This window comes from Pseudomonas sp. GW822-FHT06D10 (assembly GCF_058799535.1).
Map to the genome: position 1 here is coordinate 58,656 of NZ_JBXALN010000007.1, position 26,549 is coordinate 85,204.

Sequence of the window (26,549 nt, forward strand, 5' to 3'; positions counted from 1 at the left end):
GCCCCGCCCAAGACAGCGGCCGTCATAGGGACGCAAGCCGCCATGCAAGTGAAACACCTGCTGCTGATCGCCATCCTCGCACTGACCGCTGCTTGCTCATCGAAGGAAGTCGTTGACGAAAACCTGAGCGAAGTCGAGTTGTACCAGCAGGCGCAGACCGACCTGGACAACCACAGCTATACCAGCGCCACTGCCAAGCTCAAGGCCCTGGAATCGCGCTATCCCTTTGGTCGCTACGCCGATCAGGCACAGCTCGAGCTGATCTACGCCAACTACAAGAATGCCGAGCCGGAGGCCGCCAAGTCCGCCGCCGAGCGCTTCATTCGCCTGCACCCCCAGCACCCGAACGTGGACTACGCCTACTACCTCAAGGGCCTGACCTCGTTCGACCAGGACGTCGGCCTGCTGGCGCGCTTCCTGCCGCTGGACATGACCAAGCGTGACCCGGGTGCCGCCCGCGACTCCTACAACGAGTTCGCCCAGCTGACCAGCCGCTTCCCCAACAGCCGCTACGCGCCGGACGCCAAGCAGCGCATGATCTACCTGCGCAACCTGCTGGCTGCCTACGAGATCCACGTAGCCGACTATTACCTGACCCGCCAGGCCTATGTCGCCGCCGCCAACCGTGGCCGCTACGTAGTGGAGAACTTCCAGGAAACCCCATCGGTCGGCGACGGCCTGGCGGTGATGACCGAGGCCTACCAGCGCCTGCACCTGGATGAACTGGCTGCCACCAGCCTGGAAACTCTCAAGCTCAACTACCCCAACCACCCAAGCCTGGTGGACGGTCAGTTCGTGCCACGCGTAGCTGAGGCCGACAACCGTTCGTGGCTGAGCAAGGCCACCCTGGGCCTGATCGAGTCCCGTCCACCGCTGCCGCCGGGAGAAACCCGCGCCAACCAGGACGTGATGAAGCAGTACCAGGATGCCAAGGACGCCATTCCGTCCGAGCTCAAGCCTAAAGACAGCAACGGCGACGTGGTCGAGGAAGAAGAGCACGAGGCTGCCGGCAACAACAATAGCGACCGTTCCTGGTTCAGCTACATGACCTTCGGCGTGTTCGACTGATCACCCCGCAGGCCGGAAAGGGAGACTTGAAGTCTCCCTTTTTTATGCCCGCGCACTGATGGGCCTGTGCGCCCGTCGGGCGCTTGGCTAAACTGCCCCCTCCCCCTTCAAAAAGCTGGTTGCCATGGTTCGTCTACTGTTCTGGATCGCTCTGATTGCCGCCGCGGTATGGTTCTGGCGCAAGTTCAAGCGTCCTGTCGCCGCCCCTCGCGCCCCCAATGAACCGGCCACTACGCCCATGGTGCGTTGCGCCCATTGCGGCGTGCACCTGCCCCAGGACCGGGCCCTGAGCCAGTCGCAACAGTGGTACTGCAGCCAGGCACACCTGCAACAAGGGCCGGGAAACCAGGACCGCTGAGCCGCCAGGCCCACTGCGGATAGCCGAGGCAAGGAACTCGGGGGCGAAAAATGGCGTCTGACACGGACTATTCCAGGCCTTGGTCAGCGCATGAACCGGCTCGTCGCCCCCTTCCTCCCTCGCCTCTCCCAGGCTTCGAACCTCTACTCAGGAACGGGAAGGCCCAAGTGCCAACCCCGGCCGAACAATTGGCGACAAAATAGCCTGTTGGCGCCCACTCGCCGTTTCGCTCTCGGGCAGAGCGCTGTAGCCCCCCATCCACGGGCACCACAACGTCCCGACGACGCGCACCTTCAGGACGCCCGGCAGGATGACCAGTGGCCCATCCCCTGCGCCGCTACCGCGTCGGGCCTAGACTTGAGTTCACGCCCATCGGGCGAGCACTGTCGCCCGCTCCTCACTCACGGATGAAAACTGCAGCCGCCATGAACCCACGGCAATCGGTGCTGGTGGTCGATGACGCCACGGAAACCCGCGCCCTTGTGGAGATCACTCTGGGCCGAATGCGCTTGCACACCCAAAGTGCGCGCACCCTGCAGGAAGCCCGTGGCCGCCTGGCCCGGGAGCGCTTTGACCTGTGCCTGACCGACCTGCAGCTACCGGACGGCAGCGGGCTGGAGCTGCTGCGGCACATCCGCCAGTCCCACCCCAACCTTCCTGTGGCGCTGCTAAGCAACGGCGCCTGTGCACAGGCCAGCGCGGGTGCCCTGCAGGCCGGAGCCTGCCAGTTGCTGCACAAGCCTCTGGACCTCAAGCAACTGCGCGCTTGGGTAGGTGCCAGCCTGAAGCAGGCCACGGACTGCGCAACGGAGGACCCAGCCCGGCAATTGCTGGGAGACTCGGCGCCCATGAATGCCCTGCGTCGCCACATCGACAAGCTGGCCCACAGCCTGGCGGCGGTCTATATCAGCGGTGAATCCGGCAGTGGCAAGGAACGGGTCGCCCGTCTGCTCCACCAGCTTGGCCCCAGGGCCCGATACCCGTTCGTCCCGGTCAACTGCGGGGCGATTCCTTCCGAATTGATGGAGAGTGAACTCTTCGGCCATTGCAAAGGCAGCTTCAGTGGCGCCGTCAGCGATCAGCCCGGGTTATTTCTGGCCGCCCACGGCGGCACCCTGTTTCTTGATGAGGTCGCCGACCTGCCCCTGGCCATGCAAGTAAAACTGCTGCGAGCCTTGCAGGAAAAATCCGTGCGCCCTGTAGGCAGCCAACAGGAAAAAACCGTCGACGTGCGGATTCTCTGTGCCACCCACAAGGACCTGAAAAACGAGGTAGAGACCGGACGCTTTCGCCAGGACCTCTACTACCGCCTGAACGTCATCGAGTTGCGAGTCCCTGCGTTGCGCGAGCGCCGTGGCGACATCCCCGCACTGGCCGGGCACGTCCTGCAGCGTCTGGCCAGGGACAGCGGACAGCCTGCCGTCCAGCTACGTCCCGAAGCCCTGCAAGCCCTGGAGCGCTATGACTTTCCGGGCAACGTGCGAGAGCTGGAAAACCTGCTGGAACGGGCGCAGACCCTATGCGAAGGACGCTGGATAGAAACAGACGACCTGCAGTTGCCCAGAGCCGGCAGCCTTGAAGCCCGATCATCGGCGGCGGCTACCCAGCTAGACCTGGCGCTGCACCTGCAACAGGTGGAGCGCCAACTGCTGCTCCAGGCCCTGGAGGAAACCCGCTGGAACCGCACGGCGGCGGCCCGGCGGCTGAGCCTGTCGTTTCGTTCGATGCGTTACCGCATGAAGAAGCTCGGGCTGGACTAGATCCGACCTTCAGGCGCATAAGGCGCCGGGTCGATGATCGGCGGGTTCCCCAGCAGCAGGTCGCAGAACAGCTGGCAGGAGGCCGGCGCCAACACCAGGCCATTGCGGTAGTGCCCGCAGTTGAGCCACAGGCCAGCAAAGCCCGGAACCGGCCCGATGTAGGGAATGCCTTCCGGAGAGCCCGGGCGCAGCCCGGCCCAGTGCCCGACCACCTCGGCCTCGGCGAGGGCGGGAATCAGCTCGACCGCGGAGGCCTTGAGGCTCTCCAGGGCCGAAACGGTCGGGGTCTTGTCGAAGCCTTCATGCTCCAGGGTGCTGCCCACCAGAATGTGGCCATCGCGCCGCGGGATGGCATAGCGCCCCTTGGCCAGGACCATGCAGGACAGAAAGTCGGCAGCACACTTGTAGAGGATCATCTGCCCCTTCACCGGCTCCACCGGCAGTTCCAGGCCCAGGCTGCCCAGCAGTTCGCCACTCCAGGCCCCCGCGCAGAGCACCACCTGATCGGCGCGAACCTCGCCCAGCGAGCTATCGACCCCCACCACTTGCTGGCCTTCGCGGATAAAACCACTGACGGTGCATTGCTCATCGATTTGCACATTAGGCAACGCCTGTAACGCCGCCTTCAGGGATTTGACCAGGCGCGGGTTGCGCACGTTAGCCACATCGGCCATGTAGATCGCCTGTTGATAACCATTGCCCAGCACCGGCACCGCGTCATGCACCGCCGAGATATCCACAGCACTCAGCGGCCGGCCTTCACGCTTGGCCCACTCCAGGGCCTGGGCTTCATCCTCCAGGTCCAGCCAGTAGAGGCCGGTGACATGCACTTGCGGGTCGACACCGGTGGCACTGAACAGTTGCTGGGCCAGTTGTGGGTAGAAATCCTGCGACCAGTGCGCCAGGGCAGTGACCGCCGGGCTGTAGCGCCAGGGGTAAAGCGGCGAGACGATCCCACCACCGGCCCAGGACGATTCACGCCCCAGGTCCGAACGTTCCAGAAGCCGTACCTGCTGGCCCTGGGACGCCAGATTGAAGGCGGTGAGCAGGCCGATCACCCCGCCGCCCACCACCAGCACTTGCTGTTGCTTAGCCATAGTCCGATCCAATCATGAGAAAGACAGTGGGCGCCGCGGCCCGAATCAGGTGCTCAGCGCCCCCAGCAATCCTTGGCGGTCAGCCCTTCGGCCTGGCCGCTGATGCGGGTCGCGCCGGTCTGGTCGATGCTGAAACTGCCGCACTTGTCCGCCGCCATCAGCCCATCGTCCTTCGGGGTCGCGGTCAGGGAGAAACCGGTGTCGGTCAGGGTTGCGGTAATGCTGTAGTACTCATTGCCGGCGCTCAGGTCCGGGGCGTTGCTGTAGACCCCAGCCTTGGAGAAATGCCGTTCAAGCTGCTGCGCCTGCTCGGTAAGCAGTACCGCGATTTCGCTGCGGTGCGGTTTTTTCACGTATTCGGTGATGCTGGGAAGGCTCAAGGTAAGGACCAGACCGATGATCGCAATCACGATCATGATTTCGATCAGGGTAAAACCTTGGTTGGATCTGCGCATGGTCAAGAATCTCGCTTACTGGATTTGTCGCCACAGGATGCGCCGGCTGCCACCGCCGGGCCTTTCCACCAGGGTGCTGATGCCACCCCTGGAGTCACTGATGATCTTGCGGGCGCCATTGCTGGCAACTCCGCCAAGGCTGGGCACGGTGCCGACGTAGCGCACGCCGCTGGAGGGCTGGTCCTGGTCATCCACGACCCCGTCGCCATTGGTGTCGAGCACCGCAGCGTCGAGCATCTTACCGCTGAACACCTCCAGCTCGATCAATTTCCCACTGCTGGCACTCGAACAAGGGTCGTCGGGCTCCAGTTGCAGGGTGCTGAACACCACCCTGCCGGCCACCAGGGTCGCCTCGTTGAGCACCCGCTCGCCGGCTGCCAGGCCACCTTGTACCAGGGGCAGGTACCAGCCGCGCTGCGCCGGATAACGCACCTCGTTGAGGGTGCTGCGCAGGAAACTGCCGGCCGCCGCGCTGAACCCGGCCTCAAGGTGCTGCACCTGCAACTGACTTTCGCCAATGCCCCCAGGACCGCCCTCGGCGTCCCACACGCCATAGAATCCCTGGCGCGCCCGGCTTTGCTTGTCCCGGGTCTCGTTGAGCTTGCCCGTACCGAACAGCACCAATTGGCCACCACGGGGATGATCGAGCAGGCGCGGCGGTGCGCTGATCGGCTGGCTGGCGCCTCCCGCGGTGCGGAACAAGGGCTGCCCGGCAAATGCCAGATGCCAGCTGGCGCTATCGTTGCCGGACAGCTCGAATTTCCACATTCGCCCCTTGAGGTCGCCCGCATAGGCCGCCTGCACTTCATTGCGTGCATTGACCTTGAGGGTGACGGACGACAGGCCATTGTCAGGCTGGTCGTCAATGGCGATCTCGCGAATCAGCGAGCCATCATTCAGGTCCACCACATACAGCGCTGCCACCCCGGAATGGCTGCCGTAGCCATTGCCGATGAAAGCCGCCCAGCGTCCATCGGCCAAGCGCGCTACCTGTGGGCGGGCATAGGCATACCCCAGGTCATTGAAAGGATGATTGCGGTCCGGCTCGGGAGGAGCGCCGATTTCCCACAAGGCGCCAGGCGCATTGCCGTGCACGGCGTCGAACAGACGCACCGCAAAGAAACTCTTGCCGCCCGCCCCGACGCCCCCCAGGGCCAGGGTTTGCCAGGCACCGCCCCGCTGCCCATCGAACACCGCCAGGGGACCATCCACCAGATAGCGATGGCGCTCGCCCCGCCGATAACCGGGATCTGCGACCTGCGCCAGGGCGCCCAACGCGCTGGAGGGCATGTAGCCATAGAGGCGCTCACCGCTGGCCGGGTCCAACACATTGAACAACCCGTCATTGCTGTTCACCAACAAGCGCGTCGCCATGGCCGTGGCCTTCTGTGCCAGGTAGCGGCTGTAGTCGCCCCCGGCAGCCCCATCGACAGCACTGCGCTGCCCGGCAGTTGCCAGCACCAGCGGCGAATTGACGATATCTCCCAACTGATAGCGGCGCTCCCTGAGCCCGCTCACGGAGCGGCCCTGGCTCCAGCGCAGTAACTCGGCGCCACTGACACCTGCAGGCAACGACTGCTCAAGTTCGCCACGCTGAGCGGTGGACAAGTTGCCGTAGGCCAGGCTCACCGGACGCCGGCTGGCAGTGTTCCAGGTCTCATGGATTACCGCCGCGCCGGCACCATCCACGCCACTATCGCTGCTCCACAACGGCGAACCGACAGCCACTCGGCCCTGATTGTCGATGCCGTAGGCGCGGATCGTGCCATGCCAATCGACCGGGTCGTACTGGCTCTGGTAATAACGACCACTGGCGGCATCCAGTACACCACTGCCGGCAGTCACGGCACTGGCTACGCCTTCGCCCAGAACGCCTGCCAGCACGCCTTCAAGGTTGCTGCGGGCCTGGAAATACTCACCCTGGCCGTAGTCCGCAGCGCCCATCAGCAGAGGATTGTGGGCCTGGAAACCCACCGTGAAGGTATTCAGGTACTGACGGGGGAAATCCACCTCCGCCCAGCTTTTACCGGCCTCATCCACTCCTGGGCCACGCAAGTCGATATCGAAGGCGAACTTGGCCAGGTCATCGAGGAATAGAGTCTGCCCATCGCGCTCGCCACCATCGTTGCCGACCCCGTCCCAGTTGGGCAGGCGCCCCGCCCCTAAAGGGTCGTTGAGCGGGAACTGAGTATCGTGATCCGCCGCGCCGGCACTGATCACCACCCCGTAGTTCTTCTGGCAACGGTATTGAATGGGGCTGCTGTAGAGCGCCGGTGAAAGGTTGTAGTACGGCACCATGCCGCGCAGGTAGCGGGTGATCTCGTAGTAGGTTTCCGCCAACGGCGTATGACCGCCGGCCTTGAGGCCGTTGATTGTCGCCAGCAGGGCCTGGTAATTGGCCTCGGCCTGGGCCGGGCTCACAGCGCCTTCAATGGCCGACAGGTCACTGATGGGACGGGCAATGTAACCCCCAGGGCCCGGATCACCCGGGGCCGGCGGGTTGAAGGTGGCCAACCCCAGGCGCAGCCAGCGATACCGGGTAACCAGGGCCGTGGCCAGCCGCCGCGCCACATTCATCCGGTAGTCGTTGGGAATGGAACCGTCAGTGAAGTCTCGCTCCCGTCCCTTGGCCTGCGCCAGTAGCCAGGACAGGTAGTCCGCGGAGTACAGCGTATTTCCCGCCCCAACCGGGTCCGGCAGCTTCAGGCAGCGCACCCCACGCTCGGGATCATGGAAGCTGTGAAAGCCTGCCCGGCACCCCGACTCGCCGAGGCTGGACAAGGCAATCGCCTGGCCTGCAAGTCGCTCACCCCGAGCACACTCGCCCCCCACTCCGGCACAGCGCCAGACCGCAGCCCGGGCGAGCAGCGGATCGAACTCCCGGGCATGGACAATGCTGTTCATGCCCTGGGAGTCATCCAGCACCAGCATCACGTTCGGCGCCACCGCCGCGGCACCAAGAAGCGGGGTGCTGGCAGGGTTGAACGCCATGGCTAGAGGCACCGGCAACAGGCTCAGCAGCAGCGCGCCCAGGCTTCGCCAACCGGGCCGACGCATGCCCCGATCAATACTTGGCATAGATGCTCTCCAGCACACTGCGCGATTGCCCGGCCAGACCGACAGCGGTCACGCGATACAAGGTGGCCGGAGTATTGCTCGGCACATTCACCGCATCCTGTGAAACACCGAGGTTCTGCACCCCGTAGAAGCCAGAGCCGCTAGCGATCCACAGCACCGCCGAAGCAGCATTGACTCCAGGAGCCTTGACCAGCGCTGATTCGGCGGGAGGCGCGCACTGAACAGGGCTGGCACATACCGGCAAGCGAAAATCATCCTGCTGCACCGCACTCTCCCCCACCCGCAGCGCGGCTTCGGCGGCCTGGAATGCGCGGTTGTGCAGAGCCAGGCTGGCGGCCATTTTTTCCTGCAGGGTGGCGTTCTGCAGCGACGAGAGCCCGATCAGGGTCAGCAGCAACAGGAACACCAGGCTGACCAGCAACGCCATACCCCGCTGCCCGAGAGGAACCCGACCTCGCAAGCGCGCCATCAGGGCAACCTGTTGCGCAGGGCCGCGACCACGCTATAGGTCTGCGGGCGCACGCGGTCATGGGGGTCAGCCAGGGTCAGGCGCAAGCGCACACTGCGGATCCGTTCCGGGTCCAATGGGTTGCGACTGTAGCTGGAGGCGGCAATGTCGGTGGCCGAACGGGCCATGCCGAAACTCACATCAAAGGCTTCGACGTTGTCCAGCAGCACCGCTTGCTGCTTGCCAAGGCCACTGCCCAGCAGCAACTGGCGATTCTTCAGGCTGTAGAACAGCCGGCGCAGGGCGAACACCTGCTCAGCGCCGGCTCCTCGATGAGCGCCTGAATAGGCTACGGCGCTGCGCTGGCAGTCGCTGACCACGCTCCAGGTCGGCGCACCGCCATCGTCCCCGACATCGGCGGTGATCAGGGTCAGTTTCTGCTCGGCGTTGTCCCATTGGATCGGTGTCGCCGCATAGTGCGAGAACTCCCGCGCCGTGCTGGCATCACTGATGGTCCGCAGGCAACCGAACAGCCCCACCATGCGGATTTCCTGAAGCATCTTGCTCAGGACAAAGCGAGCATCCTCCTGCAGGTAGGCGGCAGCGCTCTGACTCTGGTAGGTGTTCTTCGCCGCAATGAATACCTGGGCCACCCCCAGTACCAGCACCAGGCTCAAGGCCAGTGCCAGCATCATCTCCACCAGGCCGAAGCCACTATCGGCCCGGTTCACGGCAAGCCTCCCGGTTGCGCTGCAACCCGGCTGCTGAGCTCCAGGCTACGCAGGCTGCCCTCCCGGCCTTCGGCACGGGAGTCGTCCCAGGTGATGCGAATAGTGTAGACATGCTGCTTGACGCTGATGCTGCCCTTGCCGCTGGGGCCGGCGAAGCTCGCGATATTGGCGGCGAAGTCGTACAGGTCCTGATCCCGCACATTGCCCGGGTTGCCCTCTGCCGGTATCGCCACGCTGTAGTCGGCGGCGGCGTTGGCGCGGATCCGGTCGAGCATGTCATAGGCGATAAAGCTGGCCTGGGTGGTCATCCGCGAGCTGTCGGTGTACTGCAGCGCCTTGATCTGCACCGCCGCCGCACCCAGCAGGCCCACCGCCAGTATCAACAGCGCCACCAGCACCTCGATCAGGGTCATGCCATCCTGTGCATCCCGCACGTTCATCCGCAGTTCTCCGCTGCTATCACCCGCCCATTGAGACAGACACTGATCACCCGCCGCTGCTGGTCCAGTCCATAGACGATGTGCAGCGCATCACTGGCCGCCAAGCCGCCGAGGCGATTGAAATCGATGCTGTGGTCATCTGAGGTTAGCGTCAGGGTGGCGCCCGGACTGATGGCTGGAACAACCCGCAATACATTGCCTCCGGGGTCCTGCCCCGCATACACCATCAATTCGCCGTTCCAGGGAGCGTCCTTGGCAGCCGGGCGAATCCCGACCCTCTGGCGGCGATTGATCGCTTCCAACCGTGCGTAAGCCAGGGCCTGACGTAGTTGATTGATCTCGGTGTCGGCACGCACTCGCTGCACGGTGGCGCGATAGGCTGGCACCACCAGGCCCAGAAGAAGGGCCGCGATCGCCAGGGCGACGAGCAATTCCAGCAAGGTGAAACCCTTTGTATGCAAATTCATGGCCGGCCTTGGAAGTGTCATCGGCTATAACAGGCAAGCGCCCGGACCCTCCATAGACCGGCGCTTTGGCCATTTGCTCAATGAACACGCACGGATTGCGTGAAACCGTCGTCCCCAGGGAGGGAGACCCCATGCATGAGAAAGGCTTCGGCCTGATTGAACTGCTGACCGCACTGGTTCTGCTGGCCCTGCTACTGCCGCTTTCCGGTAGCGCCATGAGTGAGCTCCTGCGCTCCAATCGCCAGCAGGACGCCGCGCAGATGCTCGCCAGTGGCCTGCGCAACGCCCGGGCGGCAGCGATCCTGCACCAGCGCACGGTCCTGATTCATGGTCTGGAGGACGACTGGAGCCGGGGCTGGAGGATCATCCTGGATATCAGCGGCAAGGGCGCCCAGGACGCACGCAACCCGCAACTGATCGAGCGCCAAGGCAGTGGGCAGGTATTGATCGTGGGCAATCGCCCGGTGCAGCACTTCGTGCGCTTCAGTGCCCTGGGCCATCCGCTGCTGCCCAGTGGCGCCTTCCAGGCCGGAACACTCCATGTCTGCCAGGCAGGCCAAGAGTACAGCCGCCATCAAGTGGTGCTGTCACGTAGCGGGAGGGTCAGCCTGCGCAGCGAAAACGCCGAGCAGGCCTTGTGTGCAGGCGTCGGCTGATCAGAGCAGCGAGCGAACCCGCAGCTCTTTGGGCATGGAGAAGGTGATGTTTTCTTCGCGGCCGGCCAGCTCATCGGCGCCGGTGGCACCCCAGGCCTGCAGTTGCTGGATCACGCCACGCACCAGCACTTCCGGGGCCGAGGCACCGGCGGTAATGCCGATGCGCTCCACACCATCGAACCAGCTGCGCTGCAGGTCTTCGGCACCGTCGATCAGGTAGGCCGGGGTGGCCATGCGTTCGGCCAGCTCGCGCAGGCGGTTGGAGTTGGAGCTGTTGGGGCTGCCGACCACCAGCACCACGTCGCATTCGTCGGCCAGTTGCTTGACCGCGTCCTGACGGTTCTGCGTGGCGTAGCAGATGTCGTCCTTGCGTGGCCCGCCGATGGCTGGAAAGCGCGTGCGCAAGGCATCGATCACCCGGCTGGTGTCATCCATGGACAAGGTGGTCTGGGTCACGAATGCCAGGCGTTCGGGGTTGTGCACCTGCAACTCGGCCACATCCTTTTCGTCTTCCACCAGGTAGATGGCGCCACCATTGCTGGCGTCGTACTGGCCCATGGTGCCTTCGACCTCGGGGTGGCCGGCGTGGCCGATCAGGATGCATTCACGGCCGTCGCGGCTGTAGCGCGCCACTTCGATATGCACCTTGGTCACCAGCGGGCAGGTGGCGTCGAACACTTTGAGGCCACGACCTGCAGCCTCGCTGCGCACTGCCTGGGAAACACCGTGGGCGCTGAAGATAACGATGACATCATCCGGCACCTGCTCCAGCTCTTCGACGAAGATCGCTCCACGATTGCGCAGGTCTTCGACGACAAATTTGTTGTGCACCACTTCATGCCGGACGTAGATCGGCGGCCCGAAGACTTCCAGGGCGCGATTGACGATTTCGATCGCCCGGTCCACGCCGGCGCAGAAGCCACGGGGGTTGGCGAGTTTGATTTGCATGCTGTGCCTCGTGTCTTGCGCGCAAGAAGTTAGATCGTTGTAGACAGCGGATCGCCGGCAGCCGGCTCCTGGATAATAGAAGACGGCATGCCGGCGATGCTTTTAAAGCGCTTTGACGTCGATGATTTCAACGTCGAAGGTCAAGGTCTTGCCGGCCAGCGGGTGGTTGAAGTCGATGGTCACCTGCGCGTCATCGAAAGTTTTGACCACACCTGGCAACTCGGTGTTCGCCGCATCGTTGAAGATCACCAGCAAGCCTTCCGAAAGCTCCATGTCCTGGAACTGCGAACGCGGGATGACCTGCACGTTCTGCGGGTTGGGCTGGCCGAAGGCGTTTTCCGGTTCGATGGTCAGGTTGCGCTTGTCGCCGGCCTTGAAGCCGAACAGCGCCGCCTCGAACCCTGGCAGCAGGTTGCCATCGCCGACCTTGAAGGTCGCCGGGGCCTTGTCGAACGTGCTGTCTACGGTGTCGCCGTTCTCCAGGCGCAATGCGAAATGCAAAGTGACTTCCGTGTTCTGACCGATGCGTTGTTCAGTCAATACCTGTTCAGTCATGAACGGCTTCTCCGGTTTTCTTGCTCTTGAACATATCCAGGGCCAGCATCACCGCGCCAACGGTAATGGCACTGTCGGCGAAGTTGAATGCCGGGAAGTACCAGCGGTTCTGCCAGTGCACCAGGATGAAATCGATCACATGGCCCAGGGCGATGCGGTCGTACAGGTTACCCAGGGCCCCGCCCAGCACCAGCGCCAGAGCGATGGCCAGCCAGGTTTCATTGCGCCCCAGACGCTTGAGCCAGACCACCAGCACCGCACTGACCGCAATCGCGATCAGGGCGAACAGCCAGCGCTGCCAGCCGGAGCCGTCGGCGAGGAAGCTGAAGGCGGCGCCGGTGTTGTAGGCCAGGGTCCAGCTGAAGTAATCCGGGATCACCACGATCTGCTGGTACATGCTCAGCGAACTTTCGAAGTGCAGCTTGCTGACCTGGTCGATGACCAGGACCAGCACGCTCAACCACAGCCAGCCCAGACGGCCGAATCGGCCTGCGGCGTTAGGCATAGTGACGGACCTCGCCTGCTCCGCTGATGTTGTCTACGCAACGACCGCAGATTTCCGGATGCTCAGGGTGCACGCCGACGTCTTCACGGCAGTGCCAGCACCGGGCGCACTTGGGGAAGGCCGACTTGACGACTTTGAGCTTGAGGCCCGGTACTTCGGTGGCCACGGCGTCCGCTGGTGCCTGGGCAAACGGGGCCAGGCTGGCGGTCGAAGTGATCAGCACGAAACGCAGTTCGTTGCTCAGCTTGGCCAGGTCAGCGGCCAGGCCATCCTCGGCAAACAGGGTGACTTCGGCTTGCAGGTTGCCACCGACGGCCTTGGCCGCGCGCTGAACTTCCAGCTCCTTGTTCACCGCAACCTTGACGGCCATCACGCCTTCCCAGTACTCGCGGCCCAGTTCGAAGTCAGCGGGCAATTCGGTCAGGCCTTCGTACCAGGTGTTGAGCATCACGGATTCGTTACGCTCGCCCGGCAGGTACTCCCACAGCTCATCGGCGGTGAAGGCCAGGATCGGTGCGATCCAGCGCACCAGCGCTTCGGAGATGTGGTACAGCGCGGTCTGCGCCGAGCGGCGCGCCTTGCTGTTGGCGCCGGTGGTGTACTGGCGGTCCTTGATGATGTCGAGGTAGAAGCCGCCCAACTCCTGCACGCAGAAGTTGTGCACCTTGGAGTAGACGTTCCAGAAGCGGTATTCGCCGTAGTGCAGCTCCAGCTCGCGCTGCAGCAACAAGGTACGGTCCACGGCCCAACGGTCCAGGGCCAGCATGTCTTCGGCCGGCAGCAGGTCGGTGGCCGGGTTGAAGCCGCTCAGGTTGGAAAGCAGGAAACGCGCAGTGTTGCGGATCCGCCGGTAGGCGTCGGCGCTGCGCTGCAGGATCTGATCGGAAACCGCCATCTCGCCGGAGTAGTCGGTGGCCGAGACCCACAGGCGCATGATGTCGGCACCCAGGGTGTCGTTGACCTTCTGTGGCGCGATCACGTTGCCCAGGGACTTGGACATCTTGCGGCCGTTCTCGTCCACGGTGAAGCCGTGGGTCAACAGTTCGCGGTACGGCGCGTGGTTGTCGATGGCGCAACCGGTGAGCAGGGACGAGTGGAACCAGCCACGGTGCTGGTCGGAGCCCTCCAGGTACAGGTCGGCCCGCGGGCCGCTTTCGTGGCCCATGGGGTGCGAACCGCGCAGCACGTGCCAGTGAGTGGTGCCGGAGTCGAACCAGACGTCCAGGGTGTCGCTGATCTTGTCGTACTGGGCGGCTTCGTCGCCCAGCAGCTCAGCGGCGTCCATCTTGAACCAGGCCTCGATGCCTTCCTGCTCGACGCGCTGGGCCACTTCTTCCATCAGCTCGACAGTGCGTGGGTGCAGGTCGCCGCTTTCCTTGTTCAGGAAGAACGGGATCGGCACACCCCAGTTGCGCTGGCGGGAGATGCACCAGTCCGGGCGGTTGGCGATCATCGAGTGCAGGCGTGCCTGGCCCCAGGCCGGTACGAACTGGGTGTCTTCGATGGCTTGCAGGGCGCGTTGGCGCAGGGTGTCGCCGGCTTCCGGCTGCTTGTCCATGCCAACGAACCACTGCGCGGTGGCGCGATAGATCAGCGGGGTCTTGTGGCGCCAGCAGTGCATGTAGCTGTGGCTGATGGTTTCGGTGTGCAGCAACGCACCGACTTCGCTCAGCTTGTCGACAATGGCCGGGTTGGCCTTCCAGATGAACTGGCCGCCGAAGAACTCCAGCGATGTCGCGTAGACACCGTTGCTCTGCACCGGGTTGAGGATGTCGTCGTTGACCATGCCATAACGCTTGCAGGTCACGAAGTCGTCTTCACCATAGGCCGGGGCCGAGTGAACCACGCCAGTGCCGGCACCCAGCTCCACGTATTCGGCCAGATACACCGGCGACAGACGATCGTAGAACGGATGACGGAAATTGATCAGTTCCAGGGCCGAACCTGGAGCCGTGGCAATCACCGAGCCTTCCAGGTTGTAGCGGGCCAGGCAGGATTCCACCAGCTCTTCGGCCAGCACCAGCAGGCGTTCGCCGGTGTCGACCAGGGCGTAGTTGAACTCGGGGTGTACGTTCAGCGCCTGGTTGGCCGGGATGGTCCAGGGGGTGGTGGTCCAGATCACGATGGCAGCAGGCTTGGCCAGCTTGGCCAGGCCGAAGGCGCCAGCCAGCTTGGCTTCGTCGGCGACCGGGAAGGCCACGTCGATGGTCGCGGACTTCTTGTCCTGATACTCGACTTCTGCTTCAGCCAGGGCCGAGCCGCAGTCGAAGCACCAGTTCACCGGCTTCAGGCCCTTGAACACGAAGCCGCCCTTGACCATTTCCGCCAGGGCACGGATCTCCCCGGCCTCGTTGGCGAAGTTCATGGTCTTGTAGGGATTGGCCCAGTCGCCCAGCACACCCAGGCGGATGAACTCGGCCTTCTGCCCTTCGATCTGCTCGGAAGCGTAGGCGCGGCACAGCTCGCGGGTCTGGTCCGAGGACAGGTTCTTGCCGTGGGTCACCTCGACCTTGTGCTCGATCGGCAGACCGTGGCAGTCCCAGCCAGGAACGTAAGGCGCGTCGAAACCCGCCAGGGTTTTCGAGCGGATGATCATGTCCTTGAGAATCTTGTTGACCGCATGACCGATGTGAATCGAGCCGTTGGCATAGGGAGGACCGTCGTGCAGTACGAACTTGGGACGATCCTTGCCAATCTCGCGCAACTTTCCGTACAGGCCAATGCTGTCCCAACGCTGCAGAATCTGTGGTTCGCGCTGAGGCAGGCCGGCCTTCATTGGGAAGGCGGTGTCCGGAAGGTTTAACGTGGCTTTATAGTCGGTCATTTAAGGCTCTTCATTAGCGATTGGCGCTATGGATACGTGCCACTTGGGCACGGGCGGCGGCAACATCCGCATTGATCGCCGTCTTCAACGCCTCCAGGGAGGCGAAACGCTGCTCTTCACGCAGCTTGTGGTGGAAAACCACCGTCAAACGCCGGTCATACAGATCGCCGGCAAAATCTAAAAGATGTACTTCCAGGTGGGCCTTGCCATCACCTGCAACAGTGGGCCGCACGCCGATATTGGCGACGCCGGGCCAGGTCTTGCCATCGAGATCGACACTCACCAGGTACACCCCGGAAAGCGGCACGCGACGGCGCTTCAACTGCACATTGGCAGTGGGCGTACCCAACTGGCGCGCCAGTTTCTGGCCGTGCAACACCCGCCCGGCAATGCGGTACGGGCGACCCAGCAGGCGCTCGGCCAGATCGAAATCGGCGGCGGCCAGGGCATTGCGGACCTGGGTACTACTCACCCGCAGGCCGTCGAGCTCGACGGTCTGCGCCGCCTCGACGGTAAAGCCGTGGGTGGCGCCGGCCTGCTGCAGGAAGTCAAAATCACCGACCCGGTCGCAACCGAAGCGGAAGTCATCACCCACCTCCAGGTGCTGTACACCCAGGCCATCCACCAGGATTCGCTCGACGAACTCTTTGGCGCTGAGTTTGCTCAGGCGCTGGTTGAAGGCCAGGCACAGCACCCGGTCGACACCGGCGTCAGCCAGCAACTGCAGCTTGTCCCGCAGGCGGGCCAGACGCGCCGGAGCCGTCTCGGGGGCAAAGAATTCCCGCGGCTGGGGCTCGAAAATCACCACGCAGCTGGGCACGCCCAACTCGAGCGCACGTTCGCGCAGCCGGCCCAGGATAGCCTGGTGACCACGGTGAACACCGTCAAAGTTGCCAATAGTGGCGACGCAGCCCCGATGCTGGGGGCGCAGATTGTGGAGGCCTCGAACCAGCTGCATAACGCGCTTCTTGCTCATAAAGTGGTCGATTATAACCACACCCGGCGGCCGACGACAGGCAGCACCGCACCCAATGTGGTTGATCCGACAAAACCGATGCCTGCCCTGCCCTGGCGACTAAACAGCCGTCAGTTCAAGGCCTTGCGATTGAAGTCGCGCAAACGGAAGCCCAGCAGCGCCAGCATGCCGAAATATGCCACCACCCCAGCCACCACCAGCACGCCCAGGCGCAGGAACCGCTGGAGCATGTGGCCTTGATCCCAGGCCGGCATGAAATGCATCAGGCCCAGCAACACCGCGGACATGACCGCGACCGCCAACAGCAACTTCAAGGTGAACCGCCCCCACCCCGGCAGCGGCTGGAACATCTGTTGCTTGCGCAACTGGTAGAACAGCAGTCCGGCGTTGATACAGGCCCCGGCGCTGATGGCCAGGGCCAGGCCCGCGTGTTTCAGGGGACCGATAAAAGCCAGGTTCAGCAGTTGGGTGACGATCAGCGTAAAGATGGCGATTTTCACCGGTGTACGAATGTTCTGCTGCGCATAGAAGCCCGGCGCCAGCACCTTGATCACGATGATCCCCAGCAAACCCACGGCATAAGCCACCAGCGCACGCTGGGTCATGGACGCATCGAAGGCACTGAACTCACCGTATTGGAACAGTGACACGGTCAGCGGCTCGGCGAGGATACCCAGGGCCAGGGAGCACGGCAGCACCAGGATGAAACACAGGCGCAGGCCCCAATCGAGAATCCGCGAATACTCGTGGCGGTCCTTGCTGGCGTAGGTCTTGGCCAGGGTCGGCAGAAGAATGGTGCCCAGCGCCACCCCCAGCACACCGGACGGCAGCTCCATCAGGCGGTCGGCGTAATACATCCACGACACCGAACCGGCTACCAGGAAAGAGGCGAAGATGGTGTTGATGATCAACGAGATCTGGCTCACCGAAACCCCGAGAATCGCCGGCAGCATCTGCTTCATCACCCGCCAGACCCCGGTATCCCGCAGGTTCAGGCGCGGCAGCACCAGCATGCCGATCTTCTTCAGGTGCGGCAGCTGATACAGCAACTGCGCCAGGCCGCCAGCCAGCACCGCCCAGCCCAGAGCCATCACTGGCGGATCGAAGTACGGCGTCAGAAACACCGCAAAAATGATCATGCTGACGTTGAGCAGGGTCGGCACGAAGGCCGGCACCGAGAAACGATTCCAGGTGTTGAGGATTGCCCCGGCCAGAGACGACAGCGAGATCAGCAATATATAAGGAAAGGTCACCCGCAACAGGTCAGAGGTCAGGGCGAACTTTTCCGGAGAGTCGACGAACCCCGGTGCCGTGGCCCAGATCACCCAGGGCGCGGCGATGATGCCTAAAGCCGTCACCAGCGCCAGGACCAGGGTCAGCAGACCCGAGACATAGGCAATGAAGGTACGGGTCGCTTCTTCCCCCTGCTGGCTCTTGTACTCTGCCAGGATCGGCACGAACGCCTGGGAGAACGCGCCTTCGGCAAAGATGCGCCGCAGCAGGTTGGGCAGCTTGAAGGCAATGAAGAAGGCATCGGTGGCCATCCCGGCACCGAAAGTGCGCGCGATGATGGTGTCACGCACAAACCCCAGTATCCGGGAAAGCATCGTGATAGAGCTGACGGCGGCCAACGACTTGAGCAGGTTCATGAAAAGGTTTTGCGCCTTGTAGATAAACAGCAGGCGAAAAGACACCCACTTATGCGATACTCCGCGCCGCAACAGCACAGAGCCAAAGCTCGCGAGTTTACAGGTCAAGCGCCGGAAATAAATATCCCGCCTCTTCAGATCGACCACTCAGCGGAACGCATCACCCGCCCTTGACAAGACTTCAACTCATCGGCATGATTCGCGGCCTATTTTGTTTGCTATTTCCCAAAAAGTCTTTCGAGGAGCTCGACGGTGGCCAACTCACCTTCCGCCAAAAAACGTGCAAAACAGGCTGAGAAGCGTCGCAGCCACAACGCCAGCCTGCGTTCCATGGTTCGTACCTACATCAAGAATGTAGTTAAAGCCATCGACGCAAAAGACGCTGAAAAAGCGCAAGCTGCTTATGTTCTGGCTGTGCCAGTTATCGACCGCATGGCCGATAAAGGCATCATCCACAAGAACAAGGCTGCTCGCCATAAAGGTCGTCTGAATGGCCACATCAAGGCTCTGAACCTTGCTGCTGCAGCCTAAGCGACACGCTTGTTAAAAAACCGACCCAAGGGTCGGTTTTTTATTGCCCGCGATTTACCCACCCGGCAAACCAGCCCCGCCTTCAACAGAGGGCCAGCATGCCAGGAGAAACTCCGTTACGGGTGCGGCCAGGGCAGGATCGGGATAGCCGTCACCGCATTCTGCGGACTACCCTCGATCAGGCGATCGCTGTAGACCAGGTACACCAGGGTATTGCGCTTCTTATCCAGGAAACGCACCACCTGCATGGTCTTGAATACCAGCGAGGTGCGCTCCTTGAATACCTCGTCGCCATCCTTGAGCTCACCCTTGAACGCAATAGGCCCCACCTGACGACAGGCAATGGAGGCCTCCGCACGATCTTCCGCCAAACCCAGGCCACCCTTGAGCCCACCCGTCTTGGCTCGCGACAGATAGCACGTCACCCCATCGACCTTGGGATCATCGAACGCCTCGACCACGATCCGATCGTTCGGCCCGACAAACTTGAACACCGTGGACACCTGACCGATCTCTTCCGCCGACACCATGAACGGCATCGCCAAGAGCAAGCCCAACAATCCTTTTGCTACGCGCATACGCTTTTCCTTACGCCACTTACACCAGAATCAGATTATCGCGGTGTACCAGTTCAGGCTCCGCCATATACCCCAGGACACCGACAATAGCGTCGGACGGCTGACCAATGATCTTCTGCGCCTCAAGCGCACTGTAGTTGGCCAGGCCACGGGCAATCTCACGACCATCCGGCGCTACGCACACCACCATCTCACCACGCCGGAAACCACCCTGGACCTGCTTGACCCCCACCGGCAACAGGCTCTTGTTACCCTGGGACAGAGCCGACACCGCCCCCTCATCCAGCACCAGGGTGCCACGGGTCTGCAGATGCCCGGCCAGCCACTGCTTGCGCGCCGCCAGCATGCCGCGCTCCGGCGATAGCAACGTGCCAATGCGCTCGCCAGCCTTGAGGCGGTCCAGCACGCGATCCAGACGCCCACCAACGATGATTGTATGCGCCCCGGAACGCGCAGCCAGCCGCGCCGCACGCAACTTGGTCTGCATGCCGCCACGCCCCAGCGCACCGCCCGTACCACCGGCCACCGCATCCAGCGCCGGGTCGTCGGCCCGCGCCTCATAGATCAGCTGGGCATCAGGATTGTTACGCGGGTCGGCATCGAACATGCCGTCACGGTCGGTAAGAATCACCAGCAGATCAGCCTCAACCAGGTTGGCCACCAGCGCCGCCAGGGTATCGTTGTCGCCAAAGCGGATCTCGTCGGTCACCACGGTGTCGTTCTCGTTGATCACCGGGATCACCTTGAGCTCCACCAGGGCACGCAAGGTACTGCGAGCATTGAGGTAGCGCTTGCGATCGGAGAGGTCGTCATGGGTCAGGAGAATCTGTGCAGTATGCCGGCCATGCTCGGCAAAGCTCGACTCCCAGGCCTGCACTAGCCCCATCTGGCCGATGGCCGCAGCGGCCTGCAACTCATGCATCGCACTCGGTCGTGCGGTCCAGCCCAAGCGGCTCATGCCGGCCGCTACAGCACCGGAGGAAACCAGTACCAGCTCGACGCCGGCCTCATGCAAGGCCACCATCTGCTCCACCCACACACCCATTGCCGTGCGATCCAGCCCCTTGCCGTCCGCCGTCAGCAGCGCACTGCCGATCTTAACGACCCAGCGCTGCGCACCTGTCACCTTGCTCCGCATCTTATTCAACCTTTGCCAGCGAGCGACGCGACCGAGCGCCACTCATGGGGTTATTCGTATTTGTATCCTGCAGACACCAAAACGCCGCTCAAATGAGCGGCGCCTTGGAAGCTGGCTTGGCAGCGATGATAACACCGCACCCTGCCAGATAAACCGTCTTCGCGGGGCAAGCCCGCTCCTGCCGAATCAGTCGCGGACGTAAATGATTTCCGGACCATCCTCATCGTCAACGTCTTCTTCGTCCCAGTCATCATCACCGATGTCATGGACGCTCTTCACGCCACTGCGGCGCAGAGCACGCTGATCGTCGAGGGCTTGCAACTGGGCACGCGCCTCGTCTTCGATGCGCTGATCCAGCTCAGCCAACTCGTCGGCATAGGCAGGGTCGGCTGCCAGGCGATCGGCACGATCCTCCAGGTAACGCATGATGTCGCGGCTCAGGCGCTCGGTACCATCCTTGGAGATGGCCGAGATCACGTATACCGGCCCCGTCCACTCCAGGCGATCAACGATTTCCTTGACCCGCTCTTCACGCTCTTCCTCGAGGATCTGATCGGACTTGTTCAGCACCAGCCAGCGCTCGCGCTCGGCCAGGGACGGGCTGAACTTCATCAACTCATTGACAATCACCTCTGCCGCATCCGCCGGGCTGCTTTCATCCAGCGGCGCCATGTCCACCAGGTGCAGCAGGATGCGCGTACGCGCCAGGTGCTTGAGGAAGCGAATCCCCAGGCCGGCACCATCGGAAGCACCCTCGATCAGACCCGGAATGTCGGCGATCACGAAGCTCTTCCAGCGATCGACGCTGACCACACCCAGGTTCGGCACCAGGGTGGTGAACGGGTAATCGGCCACCTTCGGCTTGGCCGCAGACACCGAGCGGATAAAGGTGCTTTTGCCCGCATTCGGCAAGCCCAGCAGACCCACGTCCGCCAACACCTTCAGCTCCAGCTTGAGATCACGCTGCTCACCCGGCTTGCCCGGAGTGGTCTGGCGCGGCGCACGGTTGGTACTGGACTTGAAACGGGTGTTGCCCAAACCGTGCCAGCCGCCCTGCACCACCATCAACCGCTGGCCAGCCTTGGTCAGGTCGCCAATGACTTCCTGAGTACCCGCATCAATGATCGTGGTACCGACCGGAACCCGCAGCTCCAGATCCTCACCCTTCTTGCCGGTACAGTCGGTACTGCCGCCGTTGGAGCCGCGCTCGGCATCGAAGTGCCGGGTGTAGCGGTAGTCCACCAGGGTATTGAGGTTTTCGTCGGCGACCATGTAGATCGAGCCGCCATCACCACCATCACCACCGTTGGGACCACCGTTCTCGATGAACTTTTCCCGACGGAAACTCATGCAACCATTGCCGCCGTCGCCAGCCTTTACTCGAATCGATACTTCATCAACAAACTTCATGTTCAAACGCCTCTCGCCACACGGGCGAGCTGAAAAGCACTAAGACATAAGACTCTTGCAAAAATGAGCGCAGCGACCTCAATCAACGACCGAAACATCCAACGCTGGCAGCTCGTACAAACAGTTTTGCAAGAGACTCATCCCACAAACGAAAAAGCCCCGTCGCGAGACAGGGCTTTTCCAGCGATCGCGCAATTAAGCTGCGACGACGCTCACGTAACGACGACCGAAGGCGCCTTTTACTTCAAACTTGATCACGCCTTCGATTTTCGCGAACAGGGTGTGATCTTTACCCATGCCAACGCCGTAGCCAGCGTGGAATTGGGTGCCGCGCTGACGCACGATGATGTTGCCGGCCTTGATGACCTGGCCGCCATACATCTTCACGCCAAGGCGTTTGGCTTCTGAGTCGCGACCGTTACGGGTACTACCACCAGCTTTTTTGTGTGCCATGAGTTCAATTCTCCTAGTGAGGAATTAGGCTGAAATTAAGCCTGAATACCGGTGATTTTGATCTCGGTGAACCACTGGCGGTGGCCCATACGCTTCATGTGGTGCTTACGGCGACGGAACTTGATGATGCGGACTTTATCGTGACGACCTTGGGAGATCACTTCAGCCTTGACGGTTGCGCCAGCAACAACAGGTGCGCCGATGTTCACGTCGTCGCCGTTGGCGACCAACAGAACGCGGTCAAAAGTCACGGATTCGCCAGTAGCGACTTCCAGTTTTTCGATCTTCAGGTATTCACCTTCAGCGACCTTGTATTGCTTACCGCCGGTAACGATTACTGCGTACATGGTATTTCTCCGATAATCCTGCTCACCCAGCTCTTTATAAGAAGAGGTATTGGCTGGCATGGCTGCATGGGGCTGGAACGGCCCAAGTGCAATTGCGTAAGGCAGGTGCTGCCCAGGAAGTTCAGGGTGCGCGATTGTACGCAAGGCTCAATGGCCTTGCAAGTGCCGTTCAGGCCACGTCGGACAACGCTGCCAGCCCTGACGCCGGGGACCTAACCCCCTGAAACCTGGGTTTAATGGCAGCACGCGACTATACCCCAGTGTTTTACCCTGACAAATTACAGCCCGTCGGGGCTTTAGCCGTGCGGGACCGCGCCTTGACACCCGCGGACGTGGGTCCTAGCATGCCGCGCAACCCTTCTGGAGCACCTGTCGCTGATGCAACCCCAAGCTTTCTACCGCGCGGTGGCGGACGATTTTAGCGCCGTCGACGGCATCATCAAGAAACAGCTGACCTCCCGAGTTCCGCTGGTTTCCAAAATCGGCGATTACATCACCTCGGCCGGAGGCAAGCGCCTGCGTCCTTTATTGGTGCTGCTGTGCGGCAAGGCCCTGGGCCGCGAAGGCGACGACCTGCGCCTGCTGGCCGCCACCATCGAATTCCTGCACACCGCCACTCTGCTGCATGACGACGTGGTCGACATGTCCGGCATGCGCCGTGGCCGCTCAACCGCCAACGCCATGTGGGGCAACGCTCCCAGCGTACTGGTGGGCGACTTCCTGTACTCGCGCTCGTTCGAAATGATGGTCGAGCTGGGCTCGATGCCGGTCATGCGCATCCTGTCCCAGGCCACCCGGATCATCGCTGAAGGCGAAGTCCTGCAGCTCTCCAAGGTGCGTGACGCCAGCACCACCGAAGAAACCTACATGGAAGTCATCCGTGGCAAGACCGCGATGCTCTTCGAAGCCTCGACCCACAGCGCCGCCGCACTGGCCGGCGCCACCGAGGAACAGGCCGAGGCCCTGCGCACCTTTGGCGACCATCTGGGCGTGGCCTTCCAACTGGTGGACGACCTGCTGGACTACCGCGGCGATGCCGAGACCCTGGGCAAGAACGTCGGTGACGATCTGGCAGAAGGCAAGCCGACGCTGCCGCTGATCTACACCATGCGCGAAGGCACACCGGAGCAGGCAGCCCTGGTTCGCCAGGCGATCCAGAAAGGCGGCATCGAAGATCTGGAAAGCATCCGTGCCGCCGTCGAGGCCTCGGGCTCCCTGGACTACACCGCACAACTGGCCCGCGATTACGTTGCGCGCGCCATCACTTGCCTGGAAGCCCTGCCACCGAGCGAGTACCGCGATGCCCTGGTGGAACTGAGCGAATTCGCCGTCGCCCGCACCCACTAAACAGCCCGGCTCCTGCTCATCACAGGAGCCGGCTCGTTGCCCTGCCGCCCCTTCATCCCCTCTCGCCCACAAAACCCTATACAATGTGCGCTTTTTAGCCATCCTGACTTTGAGGAGCTTAAGTGAGCACTTTGCCACCCTGCCCAAAATGCAATTCCGAATACACCTACGAGGACGGCACCCAGCTGATCTGCCCTGAGTGCGCCCACGAGTGGTCCGCCAGCGGTGAAGCCGAAGCCGTATCCGATGAAGCCGTGAAGAAAGATTCGGTGGGCAACGTGCTGCAAGACGGCGACACCATTACCGTGATCAAGGACCTCAAGGTCAAGGGCACCTCGCTGGTGGTCAAGGTCGGCACCAAGGTCAAGAACATCCGCCTGTGCGATGGCGACCATGACATCGACTGCAAGATCGACGGTATCGGCCCGATGAAACTCAAGTCCGAGTTCGTCCGCAAGGTCTGAATCCCCCCCCTCTCGCGCCCGCCGCGAGAGGGCCCCCCCCTACGCCCCTCCCCGCTCGGTCAACCCGCAACCTTGCTAGCAGAAAGCCAGTCGATTTGATCGAAAACAATTTCTGCACAGAAAAAAGCAGAAACCGCCAATAGGCACTTGCTATTCATTGAATAAGAATTATTCTCATTGAACCCCATTCAAGGAGATGACGACCATGACTTATTTGATTGATGCCTGGCTGGACCGCCCACACCCTTACCTGCGAATCCTGCATCGGGAAACCGGGGAAGTCTGTGCGGTGCTGGAAGAGGAAGCCCTGAACGAGCTGCAGGACCAGGGAGATCTGGACCTGAACGGCCTGAGCTCCAGCGAACCGCTGGTACTCAAGGAATTGGTGCGCAACCTGTTTTTGTTCTGCTACGCCAGAGCCTTGCGGCCGACCGGCACCGATGGTCAAAGCCTGGGCGCAAAAATCCGTCTATGAAACCTAAGCCGATCAAGGGGCAAGCTTGCCGGCGATGAGCAGACCGCGAGTGCGCAGCCTTCATCGCCAGCAAGCTGGCTCCTACAGGGTTACAGAACGTCCAGCAGCTCGACGTCGAACACCAGGACGCTGTGCGGCGGGATGCTGCCCACGCCTTGTGCGCCGTAAGCCAGTTCGCTCGGCACGTACAGACGCCATTTGCTACCGGCGTTCATCAGTTGCAGCGCTTCGGTCCAGCCAGCGATCACGCCGCCAACCGGGAATTCGGCAGGCTGGCCGCGCTCATAGGAGCTGTCGAACACAGTGCCGTCGATCAGGGTGCCGTGGTAGTGAGTGCGAACGCTGTCTTCACGGGATGGCTTGGCGCCTTCGCCCTGGGTCAGCACTTCGAACTGCAGGCCGGAAGCCAGGGTGGTGATGCCTTCACGCTTGGCGTTTTCCGCCAGGAATGCCAGACCGGCACCGGCAGCCGCTTCGGCCTTGGCAGCGGCTTCAGCCTGCATGATTTCGCGGATGACTTTGAAGCTGGCAGACATTTCTTCCTGACCCACACGGCTCGGCTTACCGGCGAAAGCGTCGGTCAGACCGGCCAGGATTGCATCCAGGCTCACGCCCGGTGGCGGGTTGTCACGCAGTTGGTCGCCCAGCTGACGGCCAATGCCGTAGCTGACGCGGGTTTCGTCGGTGGACAGATTTACTTCGGACATGACACTGCTCCGCTGTGCGGACGGCTCGGGAAAGGCCGTGGAAACACAGCACCTTCCGGAGCGCCCGGAACCAAAAGGGCGAGCAGACTAGCACAGAAGTCCGGCGACAATCAGCGCAACCCCGGCGCTACCAGCCGGAGTGCAGGGTGATCGGCACCTTGAGGCTTTCCTCGGCGCTGGCAGACAACCCGCACATCTCGTCATGCACCGAGGTGTGGATCAGGTTGAACGGCAGCTTGGGAAACGACTGCAGCACTTCACGGGCATGCTCCACCGAACGCAGATGAAACATCTGCCCATGGGCGTCGCTCAACGGGTATGCAGCCCCGTGCATGCGCGCCTCAAGCAGGTAGATTCCGCCTTCCAGCGAAATCAGGTTCAACTCATCGACTTTTCCGGCAATGGCGTAGGCATTCATTTCCTGCAGGTTCATGAGCGCACCTCGTGCAATTGAAAGCCATGACCCCTACAGGGATATGCCCCGCCCGGAAAAAGCACAAGCCACAAACAACGCCGCCCGTCCGTTTCGCAACGGCCGGGCGGCAGGTGTCCGGTGGGCAGGGGCGGTCAGTGCTTGGTCAGCTTGTCCAGGTACCCCATGGCAAATGCCGAGATCACGAAGGTCATGTGGATCACCACGTACCACAGCAGGTACTCGGTGGGGGTGTTCTTGGCGTCCATGAACACCCGCAGCAGGTGGATCGAGGAGATCGCGACGATGGACGCCGCCACTTTCATCTTCAGCGACGAAGAATCCATCTTGCCCAGCCAGCTGAGCTTTTCCTTGTCCTCATCGATGTCGAGTTGCGACACGAAATTTTCGTAGCCGGAAATCATCACCATCACCAGCAGGCCACCCACCAACGCCATGTCGATCAGCGACAGCAGCACCAGGATCAGGTCGGACTCGGCCATGGAGAACACATTGGGAATAACGTGGAAGACTTCCTGGAAAAACTTCAATGCCAGTGCCAGCAAGCCCAGGGACAATCCGAAGTAGATCGGCGCCAGCAGCCAGCGTGAGGCATACATTGCATTTTCGATAAAACGTTCCATTGAATCTCGTACCCGGTGTAAAAACGGC

At 62.2% G+C, this 26,549-nt stretch carries 29 protein-coding genes; 8 read left to right on the forward strand and 21 right to left on the reverse strand.

Annotated elements, in window-relative coordinates; translation table 11 throughout:
* The first annotated feature begins 42 nt into the window (after positions 1-42).
* The 3 genes from AC1RL5_RS23020 (at position 43) to AC1RL5_RS23030 (ending at position 3,186) form a co-directional block, all read left to right on the forward strand.
* The gene (locus AC1RL5_RS23020; protein ID WP_011063536.1) at positions 43-1,068 is read left to right on the forward strand and encodes an outer membrane protein assembly factor BamD; all 1,026 of its coding nucleotides are present in this window, start codon (positions 43-45) and stop codon (positions 1,066-1,068) included.
* 124 nt (positions 1,069-1,192) lie between these two features.
* Positions 1,193-1,426, forward strand: coding sequence for a PP0621 family protein (locus tag AC1RL5_RS23025; RefSeq protein WP_207239590.1), 234 nt, complete (start codon positions 1,193-1,195; stop codon positions 1,424-1,426).
* 425 nt (positions 1,427-1,851) lie between these two features.
* Positions 1,852-3,186: a sigma-54-dependent transcriptional regulator gene (locus tag AC1RL5_RS23030; protein ID WP_492590080.1), complete on the forward strand. Its 1,335-nt coding sequence runs from the start codon at positions 1,852-1,854 to the stop codon at positions 3,184-3,186.
* On the opposite strand, the gene thiO is transcribed toward AC1RL5_RS23030, so the two are convergent.
* Genes thiO through AC1RL5_RS23065 form a run of 7 tightly spaced genes read right to left on the reverse strand, consistent with a single transcriptional unit; the run spans position 3,183 to position 9,902 of the window.
* Positions 3,183-4,283: a glycine oxidase ThiO gene (gene thiO / locus AC1RL5_RS23035; RefSeq protein WP_047289300.1), complete on the reverse strand. Its 1,101-nt coding sequence runs from the start codon at positions 4,281-4,283 to the stop codon at positions 3,183-3,185. The genes AC1RL5_RS23030 and thiO overlap by 4 nt on opposite strands.
* Positions 4,284-4,336: 53 nt before the next feature.
* A complete protein-coding gene (locus tag AC1RL5_RS23040) occupies positions 4,337-4,738 on the reverse strand; it encodes a type IV pilin protein (protein ID WP_072453005.1) in 402 nt (133 codons plus the stop codon).
* Between the two features lie 15 nt (positions 4,739-4,753).
* Complete coding sequence (locus AC1RL5_RS23045) at positions 4,754-7,816, reverse strand: pilus assembly protein (RefSeq protein WP_492590082.1); 3,063 nt, start codon at positions 7,814-7,816, stop codon at positions 4,754-4,756.
* Positions 7,803-8,285 carry a pilus assembly PilX family protein gene (locus tag AC1RL5_RS23050; RefSeq protein WP_258538618.1) on the reverse strand — a complete coding sequence of 161 codons (483 nt, stop codon included), beginning with the start codon at positions 8,283-8,285 and terminating at the stop codon, positions 7,803-7,805. Before AC1RL5_RS23050 ends, AC1RL5_RS23045 begins: the two co-directional genes overlap by 14 nt.
* Positions 8,285-8,995, reverse strand: a complete 711-nt coding sequence (locus AC1RL5_RS23055) for a PilW family protein (protein ID WP_072452999.1) — start codon at positions 8,993-8,995, stop codon at positions 8,285-8,287. Before AC1RL5_RS23055 ends, AC1RL5_RS23050 begins: the two co-directional genes overlap by 1 nt.
* Positions 8,992-9,435, reverse strand: a complete 444-nt coding sequence (pilV, locus tag AC1RL5_RS23060; protein WP_015637088.1) for a type IV pilus modification protein PilV — start codon at positions 9,433-9,435, stop codon at positions 8,992-8,994. The genes AC1RL5_RS23055 and pilV overlap by 4 nt, the downstream gene beginning before the upstream one ends.
* Positions 9,432-9,902 carry a GspH/FimT family pseudopilin gene (locus AC1RL5_RS23065; RefSeq protein ID WP_177191013.1) on the reverse strand — a complete coding sequence of 157 codons (471 nt, stop codon included), beginning with the start codon at positions 9,900-9,902 and terminating at the stop codon, positions 9,432-9,434. The genes pilV and AC1RL5_RS23065 overlap by 4 nt, the downstream gene beginning before the upstream one ends.
* 131 nt (positions 9,903-10,033) lie before the next feature.
* On the opposite strand from AC1RL5_RS23065, the gene AC1RL5_RS23070 reads away from it, so the two are divergent.
* Positions 10,034-10,558, forward strand: coding sequence for a GspH/FimT family protein (locus AC1RL5_RS23070; RefSeq protein WP_103408139.1), 525 nt, complete (start codon positions 10,034-10,036; stop codon positions 10,556-10,558).
* Here AC1RL5_RS23070 and ispH read toward each other — a convergent pair whose 3' ends face one another.
* The 6 genes from ispH to murJ form a co-directional block, all read right to left on the reverse strand.
* On the reverse strand, positions 10,559-11,506 hold the full coding sequence (gene ispH, locus AC1RL5_RS23075; protein ID WP_103408138.1) for a 4-hydroxy-3-methylbut-2-enyl diphosphate reductase: 948 nt from the start codon (positions 11,504-11,506) through the stop codon (positions 10,559-10,561). It abuts the gene before it with no gap.
* Positions 11,507-11,608: 102 nt separating this feature from the next.
* Positions 11,609-12,061, reverse strand: coding sequence for an FKBP-type peptidyl-prolyl cis-trans isomerase (gene fkpB, locus AC1RL5_RS23080; protein ID WP_011063547.1), 453 nt, complete (start codon positions 12,059-12,061; stop codon positions 11,609-11,611).
* Entirely contained in the window at positions 12,054-12,566 is a 513-nt protein-coding gene (gene lspA, locus AC1RL5_RS23085) for a signal peptidase II (RefSeq protein ID WP_011063548.1), read from the reverse strand. The genes fkpB and lspA overlap by 8 nt, the downstream gene beginning before the upstream one ends.
* Positions 12,559-15,390 (reverse strand): isoleucine--tRNA ligase, encoded by a 2,832-nt coding sequence (ileS, locus tag AC1RL5_RS23090; RefSeq protein WP_015637091.1) that lies wholly within the window; start codon positions 15,388-15,390, stop codon positions 12,559-12,561. Before ileS ends, lspA begins: the two co-directional genes overlap by 8 nt.
* 13 nt (positions 15,391-15,403) lie before the next feature.
* On the reverse strand, positions 15,404-16,348 hold the full coding sequence (gene ribF, locus AC1RL5_RS23095) for a bifunctional riboflavin kinase/FAD synthetase (protein WP_176876778.1): 945 nt from the start codon (positions 16,346-16,348) through the stop codon (positions 15,404-15,406).
* Between the two features lie 128 nt (positions 16,349-16,476).
* Positions 16,477-18,015, reverse strand: a complete 1,539-nt coding sequence (gene murJ, locus AC1RL5_RS23100; protein ID WP_011063551.1) for a murein biosynthesis integral membrane protein MurJ — start codon at positions 18,013-18,015, stop codon at positions 16,477-16,479.
* Positions 18,016-18,267: 252 nt separating this feature from the next.
* On the opposite strand from murJ, the gene rpsT reads away from it, so the two are divergent.
* Entirely contained in the window at positions 18,268-18,546 is a 279-nt protein-coding gene (gene rpsT / locus AC1RL5_RS23105; protein WP_007924739.1) for a 30S ribosomal protein S20, read from the forward strand.
* Positions 18,547-18,662: 116 nt separating this feature from the next.
* On the opposite strand, the gene AC1RL5_RS23110 is transcribed toward rpsT, so the two are convergent.
* The 5 genes from AC1RL5_RS23110 to rplU form a co-directional block, all read right to left on the reverse strand.
* A complete protein-coding gene (locus tag AC1RL5_RS23110; RefSeq protein ID WP_072452991.1) occupies positions 18,663-19,124 on the reverse strand; it encodes a CreA family protein in 462 nt (153 codons plus the stop codon).
* Between the two features lie 19 nt (positions 19,125-19,143).
* Entirely contained in the window at positions 19,144-20,262 is a 1,119-nt protein-coding gene (gene proB / locus AC1RL5_RS23115; RefSeq protein ID WP_011063553.1) for a glutamate 5-kinase, read from the reverse strand.
* A 186-nt stretch (positions 20,263-20,448) separates the two neighbouring features.
* A complete protein-coding gene (cgtA, locus tag AC1RL5_RS23120) occupies positions 20,449-21,672 on the reverse strand; it encodes an Obg family GTPase CgtA (protein ID WP_011063554.1) in 1,224 nt (407 codons plus the stop codon).
* A gap of 195 nt (positions 21,673-21,867) precedes the next feature.
* Positions 21,868-22,125 carry a 50S ribosomal protein L27 gene (rpmA, locus tag AC1RL5_RS23125; protein WP_003228360.1) on the reverse strand — a complete coding sequence of 86 codons (258 nt, stop codon included), beginning with the start codon at positions 22,123-22,125 and terminating at the stop codon, positions 21,868-21,870.
* A 35-nt stretch (positions 22,126-22,160) separates the two neighbouring features.
* A complete protein-coding gene (gene rplU / locus AC1RL5_RS23130) occupies positions 22,161-22,472 on the reverse strand; it encodes a 50S ribosomal protein L21 (protein WP_003228361.1) in 312 nt (103 codons plus the stop codon).
* Positions 22,473-22,850: 378 nt separating this feature from the next.
* On the opposite strand from rplU, the gene AC1RL5_RS23135 reads away from it, so the two are divergent.
* From AC1RL5_RS23135 to AC1RL5_RS23145, 3 genes are all read left to right on the forward strand, one after another.
* Positions 22,851-23,819: a polyprenyl synthetase family protein gene (locus tag AC1RL5_RS23135; protein WP_011063556.1), complete on the forward strand. Its 969-nt coding sequence runs from the start codon at positions 22,851-22,853 to the stop codon at positions 23,817-23,819.
* A gap of 122 nt (positions 23,820-23,941) precedes the next feature.
* Positions 23,942-24,283, forward strand: a complete 342-nt coding sequence (locus AC1RL5_RS23140) for a zinc ribbon domain-containing protein YjdM (protein ID WP_011063557.1) — start codon at positions 23,942-23,944, stop codon at positions 24,281-24,283.
* 205 nt (positions 24,284-24,488) lie between these two features.
* A complete protein-coding gene (locus AC1RL5_RS23145) occupies positions 24,489-24,758 on the forward strand; it encodes a PA4570 family protein (protein WP_011063558.1) in 270 nt (89 codons plus the stop codon).
* 89 nt (positions 24,759-24,847) lie between these two features.
* Here AC1RL5_RS23145 and bamJ read toward each other — a convergent pair whose 3' ends face one another.
* The 3 genes from bamJ to AC1RL5_RS23160 all read right to left on the reverse strand — a co-directional run bounded on the left by bamJ (position 24,848) and on the right by AC1RL5_RS23160 (position 26,521).
* Positions 24,848-25,465 (reverse strand): BamJ family beta-barrel-assembly machinery protein, encoded by a 618-nt coding sequence (gene bamJ / locus AC1RL5_RS23150; RefSeq protein ID WP_007924751.1) that lies wholly within the window; start codon positions 25,463-25,465, stop codon positions 24,848-24,850.
* A gap of 127 nt (positions 25,466-25,592) precedes the next feature.
* Complete coding sequence (locus AC1RL5_RS23155) at positions 25,593-25,898, reverse strand: DUF6482 family protein (RefSeq protein WP_011063559.1); 306 nt, start codon at positions 25,896-25,898, stop codon at positions 25,593-25,595.
* A 134-nt stretch (positions 25,899-26,032) separates the two neighbouring features.
* Positions 26,033-26,521, reverse strand: a complete 489-nt coding sequence (locus AC1RL5_RS23160) for a TIGR00645 family protein (RefSeq protein WP_015637095.1) — start codon at positions 26,519-26,521, stop codon at positions 26,033-26,035.
* Between the last annotated feature and the right edge of the window lie 28 nt (positions 26,522-26,549).